This is a genomic window from Shewanella putrefaciens, assembly GCF_016406305.1.
Taxonomy (GTDB): domain Bacteria; phylum Pseudomonadota; class Gammaproteobacteria; order Enterobacterales; family Shewanellaceae; genus Shewanella; species Shewanella putrefaciens_C.
Map to the genome: position 1 here is coordinate 1,364,543 of NZ_CP066369.1, position 21,847 is coordinate 1,386,389.

General features: G+C 49.6%; 12 protein-coding genes. 10 read left to right on the forward strand and 2 right to left on the reverse strand.

Translation table 11 applies throughout. The features are described 5' to 3' along the window. Positions 1 to 220 precede the first annotated feature (220 nt). From malQ to JFT56_RS05965, 9 genes are all read left to right on the forward strand, one after another. Positions 221 to 2,428, forward strand: a complete 2,208-nt coding sequence (malQ, locus tag JFT56_RS05925) for a 4-alpha-glucanotransferase (RefSeq protein ID WP_198782767.1) — start codon at positions 221 to 223, stop codon at positions 2,426 to 2,428. A 25-nt stretch (positions 2,429 to 2,453) separates the two neighbouring features. Continuing rightward, positions 2,454 to 4,676: a 1,4-alpha-glucan branching protein GlgB gene (gene glgB, locus JFT56_RS05930; protein WP_198782768.1), complete on the forward strand. Its 2,223-nt coding sequence runs from the start codon at positions 2,454 to 2,456 to the stop codon at positions 4,674 to 4,676. A 6-nt stretch (positions 4,677 to 4,682) separates the two neighbouring features. Beyond that, positions 4,683 to 6,899, forward strand: coding sequence for a glycogen debranching protein GlgX (gene glgX, locus JFT56_RS05935; RefSeq protein ID WP_198782769.1), 2,217 nt, complete (start codon positions 4,683 to 4,685; stop codon positions 6,897 to 6,899). An 18-nt stretch (positions 6,900 to 6,917) separates the two neighbouring features. Then, positions 6,918 to 9,431, forward strand: coding sequence for a glycogen/starch/alpha-glucan phosphorylase (locus JFT56_RS05940; RefSeq protein WP_198782770.1), 2,514 nt, complete (start codon positions 6,918 to 6,920; stop codon positions 9,429 to 9,431). Between the two features lie 153 nt (positions 9,432 to 9,584). Further along, the gene (gene glgC, locus JFT56_RS05945) at positions 9,585 to 10,847 is read left to right on the forward strand and encodes a glucose-1-phosphate adenylyltransferase (RefSeq protein WP_198782771.1); all 1,263 of its coding nucleotides are present in this window, start codon (positions 9,585 to 9,587) and stop codon (positions 10,845 to 10,847) included. 118 nt (positions 10,848 to 10,965) lie between these two features. Then, a complete protein-coding gene (locus JFT56_RS05950; protein WP_198783503.1) occupies positions 10,966 to 12,615 on the forward strand; it encodes a glycogen synthase in 1,650 nt (549 codons plus the stop codon). A 108-nt stretch (positions 12,616 to 12,723) separates the two neighbouring features. Further along, positions 12,724 to 15,774 carry an EAL domain-containing protein gene (locus JFT56_RS05955; RefSeq protein WP_198782772.1) on the forward strand — a complete coding sequence of 1,017 codons (3,051 nt, stop codon included), beginning with the start codon at positions 12,724 to 12,726 and terminating at the stop codon, positions 15,772 to 15,774. 141 nt (positions 15,775 to 15,915) lie between these two features. Further along, complete coding sequence (locus JFT56_RS05960) at positions 15,916 to 17,352, forward strand: DEAD/DEAH box helicase (RefSeq protein ID WP_198782773.1); 1,437 nt, start codon at positions 15,916 to 15,918, stop codon at positions 17,350 to 17,352. A 7-nt stretch (positions 17,353 to 17,359) separates the two neighbouring features. Beyond that, positions 17,360 to 18,469, forward strand: a complete 1,110-nt coding sequence (locus JFT56_RS05965) for a CobW family GTP-binding protein (protein WP_198782774.1) — start codon at positions 17,360 to 17,362, stop codon at positions 18,467 to 18,469. A gap of 31 nt (positions 18,470 to 18,500) precedes the next feature. Here the strand turns inward: JFT56_RS05965 and JFT56_RS05970 are convergent, their stop codons facing one another. Beyond that, positions 18,501 to 19,286, reverse strand: coding sequence for a substrate-binding periplasmic protein (locus JFT56_RS05970; RefSeq protein WP_198782775.1), 786 nt, complete (start codon positions 19,284 to 19,286; stop codon positions 18,501 to 18,503). 330 nt (positions 19,287 to 19,616) lie between these two features. Between JFT56_RS05970 and JFT56_RS05975 the strand changes: the two genes are divergently transcribed. Further along, on the forward strand, positions 19,617 to 20,132 hold the full coding sequence (locus JFT56_RS05975) for a DUF3087 domain-containing protein (RefSeq protein WP_198782776.1): 516 nt from the start codon (positions 19,617 to 19,619) through the stop codon (positions 20,130 to 20,132). A gap of 60 nt (positions 20,133 to 20,192) precedes the next feature. On the opposite strand, the gene JFT56_RS05980 is transcribed toward JFT56_RS05975, so the two are convergent. Next, on the reverse strand, positions 20,193 to 21,737 hold the full coding sequence (locus JFT56_RS05980; protein WP_198782777.1) for an MFS transporter: 1,545 nt from the start codon (positions 21,735 to 21,737) through the stop codon (positions 20,193 to 20,195). Between the last annotated feature and the right edge of the window lie 110 nt (positions 21,738 to 21,847).

A 21,847-nucleotide genomic window follows, 5' to 3' on the forward strand; every position in this document is an offset into this window, starting at 1 on the left:
CCTTTTTTAACCACTGCTTGCTTCAATCTAGTGCACTAAGGCATTTATCTTCCACGGCAAGATTTTGCAATATTTCAAACTAAGTTATTCAAGTCACTGATTTATAAATTGTCTTCACTGTCATTTGGCTGACATAAATTTGTCGTCATGCTGTTATTTTGTGCTGGCATGGTTACTGCCTATCTAAAGCTATGGATGAGCCGTCGCGGGGGCGACAAATATGGGGCTGGAGAAGTTGCTGTATTTGCGAGGGGTTGGAGCAGACTTTACTGACTGCTTTGGCCAATATATCCGCATTCCTGAGACGGATAGGCAAGGGATTTTGACTTGCATGCTGCAGGAAAAAAACACCCTTGCCAGTGGTGAAAAAGGCACTCAGGCGCAGCTAGCCTTACTCAGTGAGAGTGGGATTGCAGCTCAAATTCACCAGCTTGATGCGCAGCATTGGACTCAAGTTTTACCCACATTCCATTGGTGTTATGTGGATGATCCTTGGCTGAACCTTTACTTACCCCAGGATTATACTGACGAGTTAACTATCACTATTGCTTATGAACAAGGCGAAGCGATTGTTTTTAATGTGCCATTTGCATCCTTAAAGCCAATAGGTGACTACCGTATTCAACATGCCCTCTGCGGTGAAGGGCAATATATTCAGTATCGCCTCGAGTTAGTGAACGGCGACTTAGGTTTGGGTTACCACGGGGTAGCGTTAAAATTAACATCGCCACTAGAGACTTGTCGTCAACGGACTGAAACCCCAGATTATTTGACCTTCCATGGCACTTTAATGGTGGCACCTAGGGCGGCGTACCAAGGTGTGCTCAGTGCCACGCTCCAAGGGAAACGCCATAAACCATGGGGAGTGAGCGTTCAGCTATACAGTTTGCGCAGTGATAGCCAATGGGGCATAGGTGATTTTGGTGATCTTGAGGAATTGCTCGCTTTTCTTGCGAGTCATGGGGCTGATTTTATTCAGCTTAATCCACTGCATGCCCTAGATATCGCCGTGCCGGAACACCCAAGCCCTTACAGTCCATGCGATCGCCGCAGGCTTAACCCTCTCTATATCCATTTACCAAGTGTGCCCGAATATGAGCACTTGGCCAGTGAGTTAACGTCACCGAGTTGGCAGGAGGCAATTGCTGCACTTAATCGGGATAATTGGCTCGACTACCCTAAGGTGAGTGAGCTTAAGTACCGCGCCTTTGCCCGTTTATATGGCGTCTTTTGCGAAGTGCATTTAGCGAAGGAGACCCCGAGAGCAAAGCGTTTCAATGACTTTGTTGCCGAGCAGGGGGCTGCTTTAGTTGAATTTGCCCAAGCTGAATCCCTAAGAAGTCCAAGGGCGATCGCCCAGGATGAGGGCTTCTACTTATATTTGCAGTTTGTTGCCGAAACCCAGCTGCAACTGTGTCAGTTAAAAGCAAAAGAAGCGGGGATGGGCATTGGACTTATCCGGGATTTGGCCGTAGGCGCAGCGCTTCAAGGGGTTGAAGTTCAAGCGAATGCCGAACAGTTTTGCCTAAATGCCAGCATAGGTGCACCGCCGGATCCCTTTGCCCCCCAAGGCCAAAATTGGGGCTTAACGCCCCTCGATCCTGTCAAATTAAAACAGCATGATTACCGCCATTTTATTGAACTTATCCGTGCCAATATGGAGAACTGCGGGGCGCTACGCATCGATCATGTGATGGGTTTATTGCGTCTATGGTGGTGGCCGCTGGATAAGCACTTAGGCAAGGGCGCCTATGTGTATTACCCCGTTGAAACTTTGCTCGCCATCGTTTGCCTCGAGAGCCAACGTGCCCGTTGCATCGTGATTGGTGAAGACCTAGGGCTAGTGCCACCCGATATTATCCACCGCCTCTACCATGGGGGCATTTACTCCAACGAGTTGTTCTATTTTTGCAAAGGTCATCAAGGTTTTAAGCCACCTGAGCAATACAAGTCCCAGAGCCTGATGATGCTGGCAAACCACGATGTGCCGACTCTGGTCGCCTGGTGGTGTGGGAGCGATTTGCACTTAAGGCGGCAGCTCGCCCTGTTGGCCAGCGATGGGCAGCTAGATGAAGCCTTGGCGGCACGAGAGCATGAGAAACAGCAGTTAGTGTCCCTGCTAATCCAGCAAAAACTATTACCGGACTCTGCGGCCCAAGACGTTGCTATTAATGAGCTATTAACCGCTTGGATGACCCTTGGTGCCTCGGGTTGCAGTGTGCTCTATAGCGTGCAGTGGTGCGATCTCCTCGGTGATCGCCACGCGGTGAATATCCCGGGGACTTGGCTCGAATACCCTAATTGGCAAAGGCGTTTACCCCTTAGTGTCACACAGGCTAAGACTCAAGGGGAGATCCGTCAACGCTTGCATAACATTGCCAGCGCGCGGCAACTGCCCCTGCGAGCCGATACCCATTTACCCGATTGAACCATTGATGAATAACGGAAGCAAAATGATGACTGAGGCTAATGCTTATTTTTATGACGGTGCCGAGGTGGCGCTGCTAAATGGTCAATACACGGACGTATTCTCACTCTTAGGTATGCACAGTTCGCCGGATGGTAAGGGACTCATAGTACGTTGCTTTTTACGCAACGCCCTTAAGGTTGAAGTGATAAGTCTTAAAGATGGCCGCAAAGTGGCGAGCCTGGATAGAGTCAACGAACAGGGCCTGTTTGCGGGCACATTGGGGCGGCGGGTTAAGCCGTTTCTCTATGGCTTAAGGGTGGAATATCCCCTGTGCCAGTTAGAGATAGTCGACCCCTACCAATTTGGTTCTTTGCTCAGCGACGATGATGTCTATCTGTTTGGTGAAGGTAGCGCCGAGCGGGCTTACGGCTTTTTAGGGGCGAATTGGCGTTATGTGGACGGCATTGAAGGCGTGCATTTTTGTGTCTGGGCGCCCAATGCGGCACGGGTTTCCCTGGTCGGGGATTTTAACCTTTGGGATCATACCCGCCATGTGATGCGCCAACATATCGCTAATGGCCTTTGGGAAATATTTTTACCTAATGTGGCCGAAGGTGCGCACTATAAGTTTGATTTGGTCTATCAAAATGGTGAGCGTCACGCCAAAGCCGATCCTATGGCAACCCAAATGGAATGCGCGCCCCATAATGCGTCTATCGTGCCGCCCAAACAGCATCACAGTTGGAATGACACCGCTTGGATGAGAAAGCGGGCGGCAACGGCTTGGCATAAAGCGCCTATGTCTATCTATGAAGTGCACTTAGGTTCCTGGCGCCGAAAGGGGAGTAATGGCGAGCAATTCTTAGATTATCAAGATCTTATTGAACAGCTTATTCCCTATGTGAAGGAGCAAGCTTTTACCCATATCGAATTGATGCCGATCAGTGAATATCCCTTCGACGGCTCCTGGGGCTACCAGCCCGTCGGCCTCTTTGCCCCGAGCCACAGATTTGGTGAGGCCAGTGGACTCAAGGCCTTTGTTGATGCCTGTCATCAGGCGGATATTGGTATTATTCTCGATTGGGTCGCGGCCCATTTCCCTAAGGATCCCCACGGATTAGTGCGTTTTGACGGCACTTGTTTATATGAGCATGAGGATCCCCGCAAGGGCACTCACCCCGATTGGGATACTCTGATCTACAACTATGACCGCGGTGAAGTGCGCAGTTTTTTACTGAGTAATGCCTGCTATTGGCTGCGGGAGTTTCACTTTGATGGCTTAAGGTTAGATGCCGTGTCCTCCATGTTGTACCTCGATTACAGCCGTGAGCCGGGGCAATGGTTACCCAATGCCTATGGCGGGCGGGAAAATCTTGAGGCCATCGATTTTCTGCAGGTACTCAATCAGCGTCTTTATCAAGCCTTTCCCGGCATTTGCATGATAGCCGAAGAGTCTACCGCCTTTGCGGGGGTGACTAAACCTACGGATCACTCTGGCTTGGGCTTCGGCTTTAAGTGGAATATGGGCTGGATGAACGACAGCCTAAGTTACTTAGGGCGCGATCCCATCTATCGCCAATACCATCACCATCAACTGACCTTCAGCCTAATGTACGCCTACACTGAGCAGTTTATGTTGTCCGTCAGCCACGATGAAGTCGTGCACGGCAAGGGCTCACTGCTGCATAAAATCCCCGGTGATGATTGGCAAAAATTTGCCACCTTGCGTGCCTACTATGGCTTTATGTGGGGGCATCCGGGTAAGAAACTCCTCTTTATGGGCAGTGAATTTGCCCAGCGCAACGAGTGGAACCATAACCACAGCTTAGATTGGCATCTACTGGCCTTTGAGCCACACCAAGGCGTGCAGCACTGGCTTCGCGATCTCAATCAGTTATATAGGCAAATGCCGGCGTTATCCGTGCTCGATTATGACACTGCGGGGTTTCGCTGGCTCGATTGCGACAATGGTCGTGACAGCATTTTCACTTTCGTACGCTATGGCTTAGCGGAGGATGCGCCCCTCGTCTTTGTGATCAATATGACGCCCACGGTTCACCAAGGGTTTCGCATCGGCTTACCCCAAGGCGGGGATTTTTGTGAATACCTCAACAGCGATAGCCATCTCTATGGTGGTTCTGATCAGGGGAATGCTGGCCTAGTCGTGGCTGAGGCGCAGCCATGGCAGGGGATGGCGCAGAGCGCGCTTATTACAGTGCCGCCTCTGGGCTGTTTAGTTCTAGGCCCTGCAGCGGGTCGAGGTTAATACACTATGGCAACCGAGGCTTGGCTGACACCGAAGCACCATTTCCCCTATGAACTCAGCACCGGAAGCCCTTTTCCACTCGGGGCGACTGCGGATGAGGGCGGGGTGAATTTTTCGTTATTCTCCGCCCATGCAACTGGGGTCGAACTCTGCCTATTCGATGATGCCGGCCATAGTGAAATCCACCGTATTGCCCTGAGTGAACAGACGCAGCAGATCTGGCATGGCTATGTGCATGGGCTTAAGGCCGGGCAACTTTATGCCTATCGGGTTTATGGCCCCTATGAACCGCAGCTCGGGCACAGATTTAATCCCCATAAATTGTTGCTCGACCCCTATGCACGCCAGCTGGTGGGCGAGTATCAACACCATAGGGCTAACTACGGCTATGAATTAAATAGCAGTAGCGAAGACTTATCGTTCAGTACCTTAGATAACGCGGCATTTATGCCTAAGTGCAAAGTGGTGGATATTCGGCCGCTCATCGCCGCCGCCAAGGAATCGGCCATTCGGCCACTCGTTCGTCGGCCATTAGCGCAAAGCATTATCTATGAGATGCACCTTAAGGGTTTTACGGCGGCGCATCCCGAGATTGACGATAAGCGGCGCGGCACTTTTGCGGGGTTAGCTTCCAAGCCCGCCATCGACTATTTAGTCGAGCTTGGAGTGACCTGTGTTGAACTCCTTCCGGTGCAGGCTTTTTTTACTGAACCTTTTTTACTGGAAAAACAGTTAACTAATTATTGGGGTTATAACAGCATCGGTTTTTTTGCCCCCGAACCCAGCTATTTATCCTCGGCGGAGATTAGCGAGTTTAGAGCCATGGTGGATGCGCTCCATAGCGCTGGGATCGAAGTTATCCTCGATGTGGTCTACAACCACAGTGCCGAAGGCAGTCGATTGGGGCCCACCTTAAGTTTTCGCGGCATAGATAACCTCAGTTATTACCGTTTACACCCCAATGATAAACGTTTCTATATCAATGATACGGGTTGTGGAAATACCTTAAATATTAATCATCCTCGCATGTTACAGCTCGTGCTTGATTCGCTGCGTTACTGGGTCGAAGTCATGGGCGTGGATGGCTTTCGCTTCGATTTGGCCGCCTGCCTTGGGCGTGAAGCCTATGGGTTTGATCCAGGCTCAGGTTTTTTCGATGCACTGCTGCAGGACCCTGTGTTGTGCCAAGTGAAATTGATTGCCGAGCCTTGGGATATTGGCCCTGGGGGTTATCAATTGGGCAATTTCCCCGTGGCCTTTAGCGAGTGGAACGACAGATACCGCGATACTATGCGCCGTTTCTGGCGTGGCGATCATGGTATGTTGCCCGAGTTTGCCCGCCGTTTTCACGGCTCTGGGGATTTTTTTGAGCACAGCGGTCGGCCCCCCGCTGCCAGTATTAACTTTTTAACTAGCCACGACGGATTCACTCTGGGGGATCTTGTGAGTTATACCCACAGGCATAACCTCGCCAATGGGGAAGATAATCGGGATGGCCACCAAGAAAACTTCAGTTATCACTACGGCGTTGAAGGGGCAACCTCGGATCCCACCATTATGGCGATTCGGGCGCGGCAGCAGCGTAATTTATTAACCACGTTATTTTTATCCCAGGGCGTGCCCATGCTACTTAGCGGGGATGAAACCGGGCGCACCCAATTAGGCAATAACAATGCCTATTGCCAAGACAATAAGCTCAACTGGTTCGATTGGTCGCCTGTCGGGATGGACAGAGAGCTGCTCGCCTTTACTCGCACACTCATTGCCCTGCGTAAGCGTTTTCCGCTCCTGTGTGCTAGGCATTTTATCCACGAGCAATTAGTCGCCCAGCCCTTAGCACCCCGGCCCTTAGCAACAGCCTCGGCCCGTTTAGATTGGTTTAGCCGTCAAGGGGAACAAATGACTAAGAGCCTGTGGAGCGAGTCCATGTGCCGTAGCCTGAGCGTGGTCTTGTCTGGGGACTTAGAACTTAAGGGCAAACAACAGGCGTTACTGCTTATGGTCAATGCCGACGATAATCCCTTAGTTTTTACGCCCCCGACACTCGCCCACTTAAGCCCGTGGCAATGCCTCATTCATACCCAATCCGACTCGCAATCGGGCACCCCATTAGACAGTCAATCGTCCCCCTGTGCTGGGCCGCTGGATGCTCAGGTCTTACCGACTCGATACCTGTTACAGGATCGCAGTCTTATGCTGTTTCATGCTGATTTAATTTTATAAATAATCAAGGAATTAACTATGAGTAATGACAGTGAGCTGAGCCTTAATCCCCCTGACGCTAAAACGGCTAAATCCAGCCGCGCCAAAAAAACGAGTACCGTTAAAAAAGCGGTAGAACCCTGTGAGCCCTGTGATGCGCTGCCCGCGTCCTTCGAGCGCCATGTTCGTTACGGGTTAAGCCGCGGTGAAGGGGTTAGCTGCGAGTTATTTCAAGCCCTTGCACTGAGTGTAAAGGAGCAAATGTTAGATAACTGGCGCCAGACCCGATTAGATGACAGCCATTTTGAACGGCGGCAAGTGGCTTATTTTTCCCTTGAATTTTTAATGGGTAGGGCGCTGGGTAATGCCTTATTAAGCTTAGATTTACAACAGGATAGCCGTGATGCATTGAGCCATTATGCGGTCACATTGGAGGCGCTAGAAGAGGTGGAACATGATGCGGGCTTAGGCAATGGGGGCTTAGGTCGACTCGCCGCCTGTTTTCTCGATAGCTGCGCCAGCATGGATTTATCGGTAACGGGTTATGGCATTCGTTATGAGTACGGCATGTTTGCCCAGAAGATTGTCGATGGCTATCAAGTCGAGCGCCCCGACCGCTGGTTACGTGAGGGCAACCCCTGGGAAGTGCGGGTGCCAAACCATAATGTGACTGTGCCTTTTTTCGGCCACACCGAATCCTATGTGGATAAGCAGGGGCGCAGGCATATGACTTGGGTCGACACCCAGGATGTGCTCGCCGTCGCCTACGACATGCCAGTGCCAGGGTATCGCAATGGCAGGGTGAATACCTTGAGGTTATGGAAGGCGGAGGCGACGGATGACTTCGACCTCGCGGAATTTAACCAAGGTGACTATACCGAGGCCGTGGCCCGTAAAAACTTGGCCGAGCAGATCACTATGGTGCTCTATCCCAATGATGCCAGCGAAAACGGCAAGGAGCTGCGCCTGCGTCAACAGTATTTTTTATCCTCCGCCAGTCTGCAGGACTTGCTCAAACGTTGGGTGCACCAGCATGGCCATGACTTTAGCGATTTTGCCGCTAAGAATGTGATGCAGTTAAACGACACTCACCCGAGTATCGCCGTACCGGAATTAATGCGCTTACTGTTGGATGAATATGGTCTGGAATGGGATGCCGCTTGGGCCATCACTTGCCACACTATGGCCTACACCAATCACACCTTGTTACCCGAAGCCTTAGAGCGCTGGCCTGTGCGCATGATGGCGTTAATGCTGCCGCGCATTTTAGAAATCATCTATGAAATCAATGCTCGCTATTTAGATATAGTCGCCCACCATTGGCCGGGGGATGGCGCAAAACTGGCGAGTATGTCGATTATCCAAGATGGCCCCAATCCCCATGTGCGCATGGCATATCTGGCGATAGTGGCCAGTTTTTCGGTGAATGGGGTGGCGGGGCTGCATACCCAATTATTAAAGACAGGGCTATTTAAGGATTTTTATACCCTGTGGCCGGAGAAGTTTAATAACCGCACAAATGGCGTGACACCCAGGCGCTGGTTGGCCCATTGCAACCCGGCATTGGCCAAGCTGTTGACTGCCCATTTAGGCCATGGGTGGGTGACGGATTTAAAGCAACTCACGGCGCTCAATGCCTTAACGCACGATGCCAGCTTTATTCAAAAATGGCGCGAGGTAAAACAGGCCAATAAGGCGCAGCTGGCACAAATGATCCTTAAGGAATGCGGCGTCGCGTTCGACCCTAGTATGCTGTTTGATGTGCAAGTTAAGCGTATCCATGAGTATAAACGCCAGCTACTCAATATCTTACATGTTATCCACCTCTATCATCAGATCCAGCAAGGTCACACTGAAAACATGGTGCCGCGCTGTGTGCTTATCGGTGGTAAGGCCGCTCCCGGCTATTTTATGGCAAAGCTGATTATCAAACTCGCTAACAATGTGGCCCATATGGTCAATTCCGATCCCGTAGTGGCCCCCTATCTGCGCTTTGCGTTTTTACCCAACTACAACGTCAGCGCCATGGAAAAAATTTGCCCAGGCACAGATTTGTCGGAGCAAATTTCGACCGCGGGTAAAGAGGCCTCTGGCACCGGCAATATGAAATTTATGATGAATGGCGCGCTCACCATAGGCACCTTAGACGGCGCGAATATTGAAATGCTTGAGGAAGTTGGAGTGGAAAACTTCTTCATGTTTGGTCTGAATGCCGAGCAAGTCGGGCAGATGCGCTGCGATTATCACCCGCAGCGGATTATCGCCCAGTCCAGTGCTCTGTCTGAGGTGATGGCGCTATTAAAGAGTGGCCATTTTAACCTACTCGAACCCGGTATTTTTGACCCTATCATCGCCTCCATTGAAAGTCAGGACGATCAGTGGATGACGGCGGCGGATTTTGATAGCTATCGCACCGCCCAAGAAGCGGTCGCCCATGTGTACAAAGATCCTAAATTGTGGACGCAAATGAGCATTCGCAATACCGCGGCCAGCGGCCGTTTTTCTAGCGATGTCACCATCGCAGGTTACAGGGATGAAATTTGGAAGTTGTAAGAGCATCCAGCAATCAATCAATGGAGAGTGAAAATGAAGGGATGCCAATATGGGGAAGCCCGTTGCCAGTCAACTGGGGTTAAGGGGATGTCGATGGCGTGTCTTATCGCGGCATTAATCGACAGTAATGCGTCGTTTTCGGAGTAATAGCTTATGTCTAATGTACGTTATATCAGTAATTTAACCCGTGAAACCTATGCATTAATTTTGGCTGGTGGACGAGGCTCACGTTTGCATGAACTCACGGATTGGCGCGCTAAACCTGCGCTGTATTTTGGGGGTAAGTTCCGCATTATCGATTTTCCGCTATCGAACTGTATTAACTCGGGGATCCGCCGTGTGGGGGTGGTGACTCAATATAAATCTCATTCATTGATCCGCCATGTTATGCGCGGCTGGGGCCATTTTAAGAAAGAGTTGGGTGAGTCGGTGGAGATTTTACCCGCATCACAGCGTTACTCCGAGAATTGGTACCAGGGCACGGCCGATGCCGTGTTCCAAAATATCGACATTATTCGCCACGAGCTACCTAAGTATGTGATGGTGCTGTCGGGGGACCATGTGTACCGCATGGATTACGCCGGACTGTTGGCGGCCCATGCCGAGTCGGGTGCGGATATGACAGTTTCCTGCCTCGAGGTGCCCGTTGCCGAGGCTGCTGGCGCCTTTGGGGTGATGGAAGTCGATGAAGACATGCGGATTTTAGGCTTTGAAGAAAAACCGCTACAGCCTAAGCATTCACCTGGCAATCCTGAAATGTGCTTAGCTTCCATGGGTAACTATGTGTTTAACACTGAGTTTTTATTTGATCAGTTGAAAAAGGACGCGCAGAACGCCAATTCTGACCGCGACTTTGGCAAGGATATTATTCCCTCGATCATCGAAAAGCATAAAGTGTTTGCTTACCCCTTTAAGAGTGCCTTCCCGAACGAGCAAGCCTACTGGCGCGATGTCGGCACCTTAGACTCCTTTTGGCAGGCCAATATGGAGTTGTTATCGCCAACACCCGCCTTAAATCTTTACGATGCGAAATGGCCTATTTGGACCTACCAGGAGCAATTACCCCCCGCCAAGTTTGTGTTTGACGATGATGATAGGCGTGGCATGGCGGTGGATTCGATCATTTCTGGCGGCTGTATTATTTCCGGCGCGACCGTGCGTAGAAGCGTGTTATTTAATGAGGTACGCGTCTGTTCCTACTCGCTGGTGGAGGATTCAGTGGTACTGCCCGATGTGGTCGTGCTGCGTCACTGTAAGATTAAAAATGCCATTATCGACAGGGGCTGCATTATCCCCGAGGGCACTGTGATTGGTTACAACCATGACCACGACAGGGCCAAAGGCTTTCGAGTTTCAGAGAAGGGGATCACCTTAGTGACGCGGGATATGTTAGGCCTACCCGTGGGGTATGAGTAAGGCTAAGCCTAAGCCATTAATCGCCCGTGGTGTTGGATGATAACTTTTAGTTTCAGAGCATAATTTTAGTTTCAGAACATAAATTTTTGGAGTGCCGATTTAAGTGAAACGTATCTTGATGGTTGCGGCGGAAAATGGTGCCCTAACGGGCGCCAAGGTTGGCGGCATGGCGGATGTGATCCGTGATTTGCCACCGGCCTTGGCGGGCGTGGATTTGTGCGTCGATGTGATTATGCCCAGTTATGGCTTTTTGATCCCGCCAACGGCCCAGGCTTTAGGCGAGTTTGAGGTAGCCTTTGGGGGAAGGCTAGAGCGGGTCAAATTAGTTGTGATCCCCCATCCTAGGGTCGATGGGGCTAAGATTTACTTGCTCGAACATGGACTCTGGCAATCCACCCCCGGGAAAATTTATAGTCAGGGAAGTGCCGAACGTCCCTTTGCCGACGATGCCACTAAGTTTGCCTTACTCTGTGCCAGTGTCGCTAAGGCCTTAGTGACTGGCATAATCCCTATGCCGCAGATGTTACATCTCCATGATTGGCATGCGGGCTGTTTAGCCATGCTGCGCGCTTTTGCACCTGAGTACAGCGCCCTTAAGACGATTGGCTGTGTGTTCTCTATTCATAACCTCGCCCTGCAGGGCATTCGGCCCCTTAGCCAGGATGCTTCCTCCCTGGCGGCTTGGTTTCCCGAGCTGTTTGCCGCCCTGAGTGATGGGCAAAGGCAGTTGATCGTCGATCCCCGTTATCCCCACTGCATTAACCCTATGCGAATGGGCATAGTGCTCAGTGATAGAGTGCACCTTGTCTCGCCTAGCTATGCAAAGGAAGTGTTGCTGCCATCGGATCTCGCCGCGGGATTTTTTGGTGGCGAGGGGTTAGAGCAAGACTTAAGGCTAAAAGCCGCTGAGGCTAAGGTCATTGGGATCTTAAATGGCTGTAACTATCCAGACATAACCCCCAATCTAAGCCCAAGCTCGAATCTAAACCCAAGCCCAAGCTCCAAAAAAGTTCAACCCGCAACGCCACAATTGCAACGTATTCAACTCGATGAATTTAAAACATTACTCACAACAATCGAGGCGGCGTTAGTCGAATGGCAGGGCACGCAAACCCAAGTGAGCGGTGTGGATATGATTGCCTTTGCCCGGATTCAGGCCCATTGGCGCCATGCCCTAGTGGGTGAGGTCCCCAGCTTCCTGATGACATCCGTTGGCCGCTTGACCGATCAAAAAGTGTTGATTTTGCGCCAGCCATTACCTTCGGGTTTGTCTGTGCTCGAAACCCTGTTAAAGCAGTTACAACAGGCCCAACCCCGGGCCCTATTTATCCTGCTGGGAAGTGGTGATGCTGGGATTGCTCAATTTTTTCAAAGCCTTGCCGCCAAATATGCTAACTTTTTATTCTTGCAGGGATACCATGAATCGCTGTCTGAATGTCTCTACCAATATGGGGACTTATTTATCATGCCAAGTTCCTTTGAGCCCTGCGGGATCAGCCAAATGCTGGCCATGCGGGCCGGGCAGCCCTGTTTAGTGCATGGTGTCGGTGGACTCAAGGACACAGTGCACGATGGCGTCGATGGCTTTGTGTTTAATGGCAATGGCCTCACTGAACAAGGTGAAGGGTTTTTACACAGGTTAGAAGAGGCAATAGATTGTTTTAATAGTGAAAATTGGTCAGAAATTCGTACAAATGCCCGGGCGAAACGTTTCGATTGGAGTCAGATTGCGCGACTGTATCAACAGCAGTTGTATGATAATTTGTGATAACAGGCTTGTAATTAGCGCATGATTTGTAAGCAATTCTGCTACACTAGTGAGGGAAAGTTGTAACAGGTTCCCCATCCTTCACTTTTTGGAGTTGCTCCCTGATCCATGGATAAAAGCATTTTATTACCATTAGTACAAAATGCGGCATTACTGCTCGCTTTAGTGTTTTTGTATGATGCGATACCTAAAAAACACCAGCGGCAGTATTTTTTACTGTGGCGTCTGGTGATTGGATTTCTGATTGGTGGAATATGCATCACCATTATGAGCAGCCCTCTCATATACCAACCTGGCATTATCTTCGATACCCGCTCCGTGCTGCTATGTGTTTCTGGGCTCTTTTTTGGCGGATTGCCGACATTTATCGCCGTGACCCTTACTGCGCTTTACCGCATCAGCATTGGCGGCTCAGGCATGTGGATTGGGGTGGGGGTGATTATCTCCTCTGGCCTTATCGGGATGATGTGGCGTCAATATCGCAAGGCCTACCTTGCGGATCTCTCGGTGAAGGAAATCTTCAGTTTTGCCTATCTGGTCCATATAGTGATGCTACTGTGGTTTTTTATGTTGCCCTTAGACGTCGCTATACCTCTCCTGATGACCATCAGTTTACCCGTGCTAACTATTTACCCTATCGCTACTTGGCTGCTATGCCGGCTGCTATCGAGACGGTTTGAGTCTGAGCGGGACGAGCAAATTCGCCTTCAGGATGATTTTCTGTTTCGCAGCCAATTCAACGTGGGCAATATTGGTATTGCGATAACCGATGTGGACCAAAAGTGGATCAAGGTGAATCCCCGTCTGTGCCAAATGCTGAAATATTCAGAAGGTGAATTACTCCATATGACATGGAAGCAACTGACTCACCCCGAGGATATAGAGGCGGATGTCGTTAAGTTTGAATTGATGTTAGCGGGAAAACTCGATAATTATGAGATGGATAAGCGTTTTATCGCTAAGGATGATTCGGTTGTCTATACCCATATGACCGTTGCCTGTAAGCGCGCGAACAATAATGTACTGCTGGTCATTGCCGGTTACTTAGATGTGACAGCCCAGACGTTGGCGGATAGGGAAGTGCTTGCCAGTCGTGAGCAACTCGAACTGGTGTTAAGCAGCAGCGATTTAGGGGTATGGGATTGGGATATTCGCCTTGATCGCATCGAACGTAATGCCCGCAGCGCCGATATGCTGGGCTGCGATATCAATATGTTGAATGCCGACAGCCGCCAGTGGATGGATTCCATCGTCGCCGAAGACAGGCCTAAGGTGCTGCACTCCCTCGAAGCCCATCTGCGGGGTGAAACCGCGCAGCATAGGATGGAATATCGTTTAAATACCCTAAATCGAGGCGTTCGCTGGATTCTAGATACGGGTAAAGTAGTGAGCCGCGATGCCAATAACAATGCCCTGAGGATGTGCGGTACTTATACCGATATCACTGAGGCTAAACTTATTGAGGAGTCGTTAAAATTATCCGCCCTAGTGTATGAAAACAGTTCCGAGGCCATGAGCGTACTCGATGAAAACGGCCTGATTATTACCGTCAACGCCGCATTCACCGATATCACAGGGTACAGTGAGTCCGAGGTTCGAGGGCAGCATATTCGGGTACTTTACTGTGATCTCAATAGCCATGATTTTTACACCAGCATGAACGCCGAAATCCGCGAAAAGGGCCGCTGGCAGGGCGAAATGTGGCAGAGGCGTAAAGGGAAGGAGGAGTATGTCATTTGGTTAACGATAAATACCATTAAAGATGAAGCAGGCAAACCCTTCCGCCGAGTGGCACTGTTCTCCGATATTACCGATAAAAAACAAAATGAACATTTGATCTGGAAGCAGGCCAACTACGATACCTTAACGGGCTTACCTAACCGCCGTATGCTGCTCGAATACCTTGGGGCTGAAATAAGAAACTCCGACCGTAATCGCAATCATTTTGCCTTATTATTCCTAGATTTAGATTACTTCAAAGAAGTTAACGATACCTTAGGCCATGCGATGGGCGATCTATTGCTTATTGAAACCGCCAACCGTTTAAAAGCCTGTGTGCGCGATACCGACGTGGTTGCACGCCTTGGTGGGGATGAATTTACTGTGGTGCTGAGTGCTATGGCCGACCACAAGGGGATTGAGCGGGTCGCCGAGATGATTTTGCGGCGTATTGCAGAGCCCTATCTATTAGGGGAAGAAACCGCCTATATCAGCGCCAGTATAGGTATAACCCTATATCCCGATGATTCTACAAGCATTGAAGGCTTGCTTAAGCACGCAGACCAAGCCATGTATGCGGCCAAAGATCAGGGACGTAACCGCTTTAATTACTTTACCCCCTCGATGCAGGAGTATGCCAAATACCGCATGCGGCTAATCCAAGACCTACGCCAAGCCGTGCTCAATAAAGAGTTTCAGTTGCATTTTCAGCCGATAGTGGCATTGGAAACGGGGGCCATCACTAAGGCCGAGGCCTTGATCCGTTGGGACCATGCGGAGCGGGGTTTTGTGTCGCCGGCGGAATTCATTCCCGTGGCCGAGGATACTGGGTTAATTGTCGACATTGGTAACTGGGTCTTCGAGCAAGCGGCGCGGCAAAGTGCCGCCTGGCGAAGGGAGCTAGGCGTTGAAATCCAGATCAGTGTGAATAAATCCCCGATACAGTTCCGCGATGAGGGCGCATTACTGCACCATTGGCTCGGGCTGCTGCAGGAATTGGATATGACGGGAGCCGGTGTCTGCGTTGAAATTACGGAGGGATTATTACTCGATGCCAGCATGGGAGTGACCGAAAAACTGCTCGCCTATCGGGATGCGGGGGTACAGGTTTCCTTGGACGACTTTGGTACTGGGTATTCGTCACTCGCTTATTTAAAGAAGTTCGATATTGATTATCTCAAGATCGATCAATCATTTACTCGCAATGTGGATACGGATACCAACGATCAAATTCTCTGCGAAGCCATCATAGTGATGGCCCATAAGTTGGGGATGAAAGTCATAGCCGAAGGGGTCGAAACAGAGGCCCAGCGCCAAGTACTGTTGGCCGCGGGTTGTGATTTCGGTCAGGGATATTTATTCTCTAAACCACTGATAGCGAGTGACTTTGCGGAAAAATATTTAAAGGCATCGGCTAAGCTTATCTCTCCCGTCGCTTAAATTTCCCTTGGCTTTAGACTGGGTTGGATAATTGCCTATAAAAACGCCGCGGATTTTGGTAGACTCCGCGGCCCTGCTTTTAGGGCAGCGCGCTTTCCTTGCAACCCCTTAGATGTTTTGCCACTTAGCTAAAGAGTCTTTATGAAATTTGAAACACTCGGTTTATCTTCCCCCATTTTGAATGCGATAACTGAGTGCGGCTATCTGCAACTCACTCAAGTACAAGAGAAAGTGATCCCGCTTGCCTTTGAAGGCAAAGATATTATGGCCTGCGCCCAAACGGGAACGGGTAAAACGGCTTCTTTTGCTTTGCCTGTGCTTGAAAAACTGTCCGCTGAGAATATCGATAAACCCACATTGCGCGCTCTGGTGATGACACCCACCCGCGAACTTGCTATCCAAGTTTGTGAGAATATTCAAAAATATAGCCAGTTCTTACCCCTTAAAACCCTAGCGGTTTACGGCGGCGCGAATATGAATCCGCAGCGTAAAGGAGTGGAGCAGGGTGTGGATATTCTGGTGGCCACCCCGGGGCGTTTGTTCGATATTATTGGGCAGTTTAATTTGGATTTATCGAGCGTAACGACGCTCGTTGTCGATGAAGCCGACCGTATGCTCGACCTAGGCTTTGTGCGCGATATTGAAAAGGTGAAGCGTTTAATCGCGCCATTGCACCAAACCATGTTGTTTTCAGCAACCTATAGCGATGCGGTCAAACAGCTCGCCGAGAAGATGCTCAATGAACCCCAGTGGGTCAATGTGGCCGAAAATACGACGGCATCGACCGTAGTGCAGGAAGTGTATCGCGTCGATAAACGCCGTAAGGCCGAATTGTTGTCAGAACTCGTTGGCCGCCATAACTGGCGCCAAGTGCTGGTGTTTGCCAGTACCAAGGAGAGTGCCGAGTACCTATTGCAGGAATTAAAGCTCGATGGTATCGCCGCGGGCGTGTTCCATGGGGATAAAACCCAAGGCGCTCGAAACCGCGTGTTAGAGGACTTTAAAGCGGGCAAACTACGGGTATTAGTGGCCACCGATGTGGCGGCCCGTGGCCTCGATATTCAGGCCTTGCCCTTAGTGATTAACTTAGAGTTGCCTTTCCTTGCCGAAGATTATGTCCATCGCATTGGCCGCACCGGCCGTGCCGGGCTCTCGGGTCGAGCCATCACTTTTGTGTCCCCCTCCGATGATGAGATGCTCGCTGAAATTGAAGCCTTGATTGGACAAACACTGCCCGTGTCGGTCGAGCCAGGTTATGAAGAGGGCGCACCGTTGCCAGGACGTTACCGCGAGGCGCCGGCATCGACGGCCAAGGCGACTAAGTGGAGCTATAAGGCCCCTAAGGATCGCACTATTGGTAAGTCGAGCGGCAAGTCGAGTGGTCAGTCGGGTGGTCAGTCGGGTGAGAGTCAAGCGCGGTCCCGCCAAGCACCATCTCGAGCGGGAAAATACGCTAAAGATAAACCGACCCAAGGCGCTAATGCTCCGGCGGGGAATGGTTTTAATAAAGCTAAGTCTAAATCTCCCTCGGCAAATCGCTCGGGTTTTGGCGCATCCCGCGGTAATAAGCCGAAATAGGTGAGCCATGATAGTAAAAGCCATTCCCACCAATATCATCACAGGTTTTTTAGGGGTCGGTAAAACCTCCTTAATCAAGCAATTACTGGCCACTAAACCGGAGAATGAAACCTGGGCCGTATTAGTCAATGAGTTTGGTGAAGTGGGGATTGACGCTGGCTTACTCAACAATAGCGATGCAGGGATCCAGATCCGTGAGGTTGCCGGGGGCTGCATGTGCTGCGCGGCGGGGGTGCCGACCCAAGTTGCCATTAATCAACTGATTGCTAAGGCTAAACCCGATCGCTTGCTTATTGAGCCCACGGGGCTGGGTCATCCAAATGAAATCATTAAGGTATTATCAGCGCCCCATTATCAGAATGTGATTTCCCTGCGCAGCACTTTTTGCCTAGTCGATGCCAGAAAGGTGAGCGATCCCCGTTACAACACCCATGCAAACTTTATCCAGCAATTACAGGTAGCCGATGTGATTGTGGCCACTAAGGTGGATTTATATTCAGATGCCGGAAGCGATAGTGCAGAAAGTGACGCACTATTAACGGCGCTGCAAGCTTATCTTAATGATGTACAACGTATTGATATTCCTGTCGTCAGCCATAGTTCGCAGCGGGACTTGCCACTGGCGTTACGCGTTTTTCTGGATCAACCACGGCGAGAGCGAACATGGGTACTTAAGGCCAAGGCCGTTTCCAAACCCCACAGTTTACTGCGCGGGACGGCTAACTCATTGGCAGATATGGGGCTTTTTGCCGGGAATGGGAGTGAAAGTGAACAGTTACTCACCTTTGACTCACGTGGAATTGCACGTAAACAGAATCAAGGCGAAGGATGTTTTAGCTGTGGCTGGGTATTTGAACCTTCTCAAGAGTTTGATTTTGATAGGCTAATGGCGTTTGTTGAACGGCAAACTAAGTTGGCTTCGGCGGGAGCATCGCTACTGAGATTGAAAGCCGTGATGATCACCACCGACGGTATTGCGGGCATTAATTGGGTGGATAGGGAGCGCCATATTACCGAACTCGATGACACCTTAGACTCGAGATTAGAGATGATTGCGACCCAAGAATTGGATTGGGATGATATCGAGCGGCAGTTAATGGTTTGTTTAGTCGTTTAATTGGGATTTAGCTAGGGATTTAATTGGGGATTTAATTGGGGATTTGATTGGGGATTTGATTAGGAATAGTCACGCGGTGGATTTTGCTAAGGTTGGCAAGTTCGCCGCTTTGCAGCATGTCCTCGAAGAAAAGGTCGAATTGTTGCTTGAGCGGTGCAAATTGCGCTTGTTTAGGGAACGCCATAAAACCATCCTGGGTATCGATGAGCGGAAAAATGGGGCCGATCGCCTGGGGGATTTTTATATTCGCTAAGGTCGCCTCGGTATTGCGCACATTGGTGGCCAGCAGATCGAGATCGCCGCGGGATAAACGTTCAATACCACTCTTGATATCAACAAACTCATTTATGGCAAGTGACTGAGTTTTTTCATTAAATAATTCTCCATAACTCCAGCCCAGCATCTTACCTATGCGTAGACCTTTGAGACTCTCGTAGTCACCATTCCAGGGGATGACGCTGGTGTTACGGGCGTAAAAAACAATCTCATCACGGTAGAAAGCCTTGGCCGAGAAGGAGAGTAGGTGTTGCCGCGCTTGGTTGAAGTATGGCCCGATCAAAATATCTGCTTGGCCGCGTTCGACCATAGACTGGGCTCGGCGCCAAGGGGTCATTTGATAGTGAATAGTGACTTTTTGTTGCTGGGCGAAACGGTTCAATATATCGACCCCCAGGCCAGTAAATTCCCCATTGGCTTGTTGTTCAAAGATTTGATTAAAGCGAGTACCAACCGCAAGCAGATCCTCAGCCTGAACAGTACAGCAAAAGCCACTGAGTGCCAAAAGGAGGGCTTTGGGATGGATTTTGCTCAGTATCATGGCGCTCCTTAGGGGATTTATCATTATTAAATTAGTGGGATCCAAGGCTTAGGGGATAAACGGCATTCGTAGGCAGTAAATTGTACACCTTTTTGAACATTCGTAGACATTGTGTGTGCTAAGTGTAATCGAGTCACTCAGTTTTATTGGGCGCATAGTACTGAATTAACTGCTTGTATTAGTTTGACAGTTAACCTTAATTTCCGGGTTGTTTCAATTTGTATCTTCATCAGTCTTTAATCATTTAAGGCCGACGAAAGGGGATTCGAGTATGCTAAGCCTCGCATTGAACATTACGCCTATTTAGGCGGCTATTTGAGAATGGAGATTATGAAGTTACAGCATGTTGATAAAGGCATTTACCGCAAAAACATGAACTTATTTATGGTGGCCTTAGTGCTTAGCCTGATACTGCTCTCGCTTTCCTTCGGGGCTGGGCTGATTGCGCTTTTCGGTGTACCTGCGATATCCGGTGAGCCTACGGGGAATTTTCACTTAAATTTACTCGGCGTGATACTGGCGGTCATCCTCTGCAGTGCCATAGTGTTTCAACTTAAAGCAAAACCGTTTTTTACTGAAATTTACTATGTTTGGCAGTTAAAACAGTTGCAGAATCGTATCTACCGCAAGCTGATTAAAATAAAGGCTGCTGCGGCTAAAAATGATGTTAATGCGCTGATTACTTTATTGTTTTACTATACGAGCTTAAGGCAAGTGTATCTATTGGATGATAATACCTTAACCTTAGCCACAGTGGATCAAGCGTTAAGTCAGCTGCAGACTCAAATTCAAGAATTGGGGTTAGCGCTTAGCGCCGAACAATTTACCCCAAAGCTGCTGGACTGATTGCTAATCGCCCAATAAAAAAGTGAGTATTTGCATACTCACTTTCAAATGTTGTTTGAGTTACTGCGCCGCTTGCTGCGCCTTTTGCAGTGTCAGTAACCACTTACCATAGAAATAAATCCCGACCGCAGAAATCGTGCCTATCGCAGCAATAATGTACCAAGCCATGCCAATGTTGTGGCTATGGTAGAGCAGTTGCGTGAGATCATGGGCATTTTCCCCGGTATAGCTCACCAGAGTCGTAAAGGCTTCACCCTGTGGGATGGCATCTACCTCTGTGCTACCCATGCCGCGTTCTAGTAATAAATCCCGTGAAAATAATTCCTTAGAGGCATAAATCTCATAGAGTTTAGGGCCAAAGTAGCCTTCTAGTCCCCAACCAATCCCTTGGGGTAACATCACAAACCCCAGGTACATGGCCTTTTTGCCTTCGGGGGCGATATTGCCCATAAATTCGTTTTTCTTCGGGCTTATCATCATTTCGCCGATGGAAAACATGGCAATAGCGAGCACGATAAACCAAGCCGCATGGAAAGCACCAATAAATACAAAGGCTAAAATACTCAGCAAGCAACCAATTAACATGGCCGTGGTGATTCGATATTTAGCGGTCAATGCGGCGACGATAAAACAGCTGGTCATGATCAGACCCGCATTGAGGTTGAGCATGCCCTCTGGCATCACCTTAGTGCCTTCGTTATTGAGGCCAAGCCAGAATTGCAGGATACCGTTACTGGTGCCTTCGCTACCAAAAAGCGAGGTGACAATCACGCTAGTATCGACCCATTCGGAAATATGGATGGGCAGCACATCGAATAGGGCATTGAACAGGAACCAGAAACCTGAAAATACCAGCATATAGTAGATCACTATTGGTTTTTTTAGCTCATGCCATGCATCACGCCACAGGGCTTCTTGCTTGATTTCCCCTGACTTAATCTGCTTGTTGCGTGCTAAGCGCTCAGCTTTACCGGGTTCAGTGTAAGTCAGTAAAAATAAGAAGTTGAGTGAGATAATTGCCGCGCAGGCGAAGAATACATTGTCCCAGGACAGTTGGCGCATATGTACGGCAACCAGTGGCCCTAAAAATCCACCAATGTTCACCACTTGGTAAAAAATCCCCCAAGCCATGGAGGTATTATTGCGATTAGTCGATAGCACTAAGGTGCCTTGAATACCGGGTTTAAATATCCCTGTGCCTATGGCGAGGAGTAAAGAACCCGCGAGAAATCCCCAAAAGCTAGGGAAAAATGCCATCACCAGATAGCCAAAGATCTTAATGATGGTCGAGCCAAAGATGGTTTCTTTGTAGCCGACTCTATCGGAAATGCCCCCAGTAAATACTGGAACAAAGGTCTGCATAATGGCCCACAGTGAAATAATAATGCCGTAGTCACTAAGGCTTATGCCTAAACCACCCGCCGATTCGGGGGCCTTGGCATACAGACCCGCACTCGCCTTAACACCGTAGTAGGCGATACGTTCGACCAGCTCCATGCCGCCAACGAGCCAAAAAATGTAGCTTAAGCTAGTGATCGAGGCCCACATGCCTAGCTGTTTAACTTCCCGCAGATCGTTTTCTGCATTTGGACTATTTTGACTCATGTCCTTCCCTTTATTATTGTTATCAAATTAAATTGTCTATAACTCATTTTTTATCAATACGTTAGGTGTTTGCCTTTCGTTATTTTACTTAAGGCATAAAACCCAATTTG

What these genes read in the sequence shown, in the direction of transcription:
- JFT56_RS05940 (WP_198782770.1), top strand. Translation starts at nt 6,918, where the DNA reads ATGAGTAATGACAGTGAGCTGAGCCTTAATCCCCCTGACGCTAAAACG.
- JFT56_RS05950 (WP_198783503.1), top strand. Translation starts at nt 10,966, where the DNA reads ATGGTTGCGGCGGAAAATGGTGCCCTAACGGGCGCCAAGGTTGGCGGC.
- JFT56_RS05975 (WP_198782776.1), top strand. Translation starts at nt 19,617, where the DNA reads ATGAAGTTACAGCATGTTGATAAAGGCATTTACCGCAAAAACATGAAC.
- JFT56_RS05955 (WP_198782772.1), top strand. Translation starts at nt 12,724, where the DNA reads ATGGATAAAAGCATTTTATTACCATTAGTACAAAATGCGGCATTACTG.
- glgB (WP_198782768.1), top strand. Translation starts at nt 2,454, where the DNA reads ATGATGACTGAGGCTAATGCTTATTTTTATGACGGTGCCGAGGTGGCG.
- glgC (WP_198782771.1), top strand. Translation starts at nt 9,585, where the DNA reads ATGTCTAATGTACGTTATATCAGTAATTTAACCCGTGAAACCTATGCA.
- JFT56_RS05970 (WP_198782775.1), bottom strand. Translation starts at nt 19,286, where the DNA reads ATGATACTGAGCAAAATCCATCCCAAAGCCCTCCTTTTGGCACTCAGT.
- JFT56_RS05960 (WP_198782773.1), top strand. Translation starts at nt 15,916, where the DNA reads ATGAAATTTGAAACACTCGGTTTATCTTCCCCCATTTTGAATGCGATA.
- JFT56_RS05980 (WP_198782777.1), bottom strand. Translation starts at nt 21,737, where the DNA reads ATGAGTCAAAATAGTCCAAATGCAGAAAACGATCTGCGGGAAGTTAAA.
- malQ (WP_198782767.1), top strand. Translation starts at nt 221, where the DNA reads ATGGGGCTGGAGAAGTTGCTGTATTTGCGAGGGGTTGGAGCAGACTTT.
- JFT56_RS05965 (WP_198782774.1), top strand. Translation starts at nt 17,360, where the DNA reads ATGATAGTAAAAGCCATTCCCACCAATATCATCACAGGTTTTTTAGGG.
- glgX (WP_198782769.1), top strand. Translation starts at nt 4,683, where the DNA reads ATGGCAACCGAGGCTTGGCTGACACCGAAGCACCATTTCCCCTATGAA.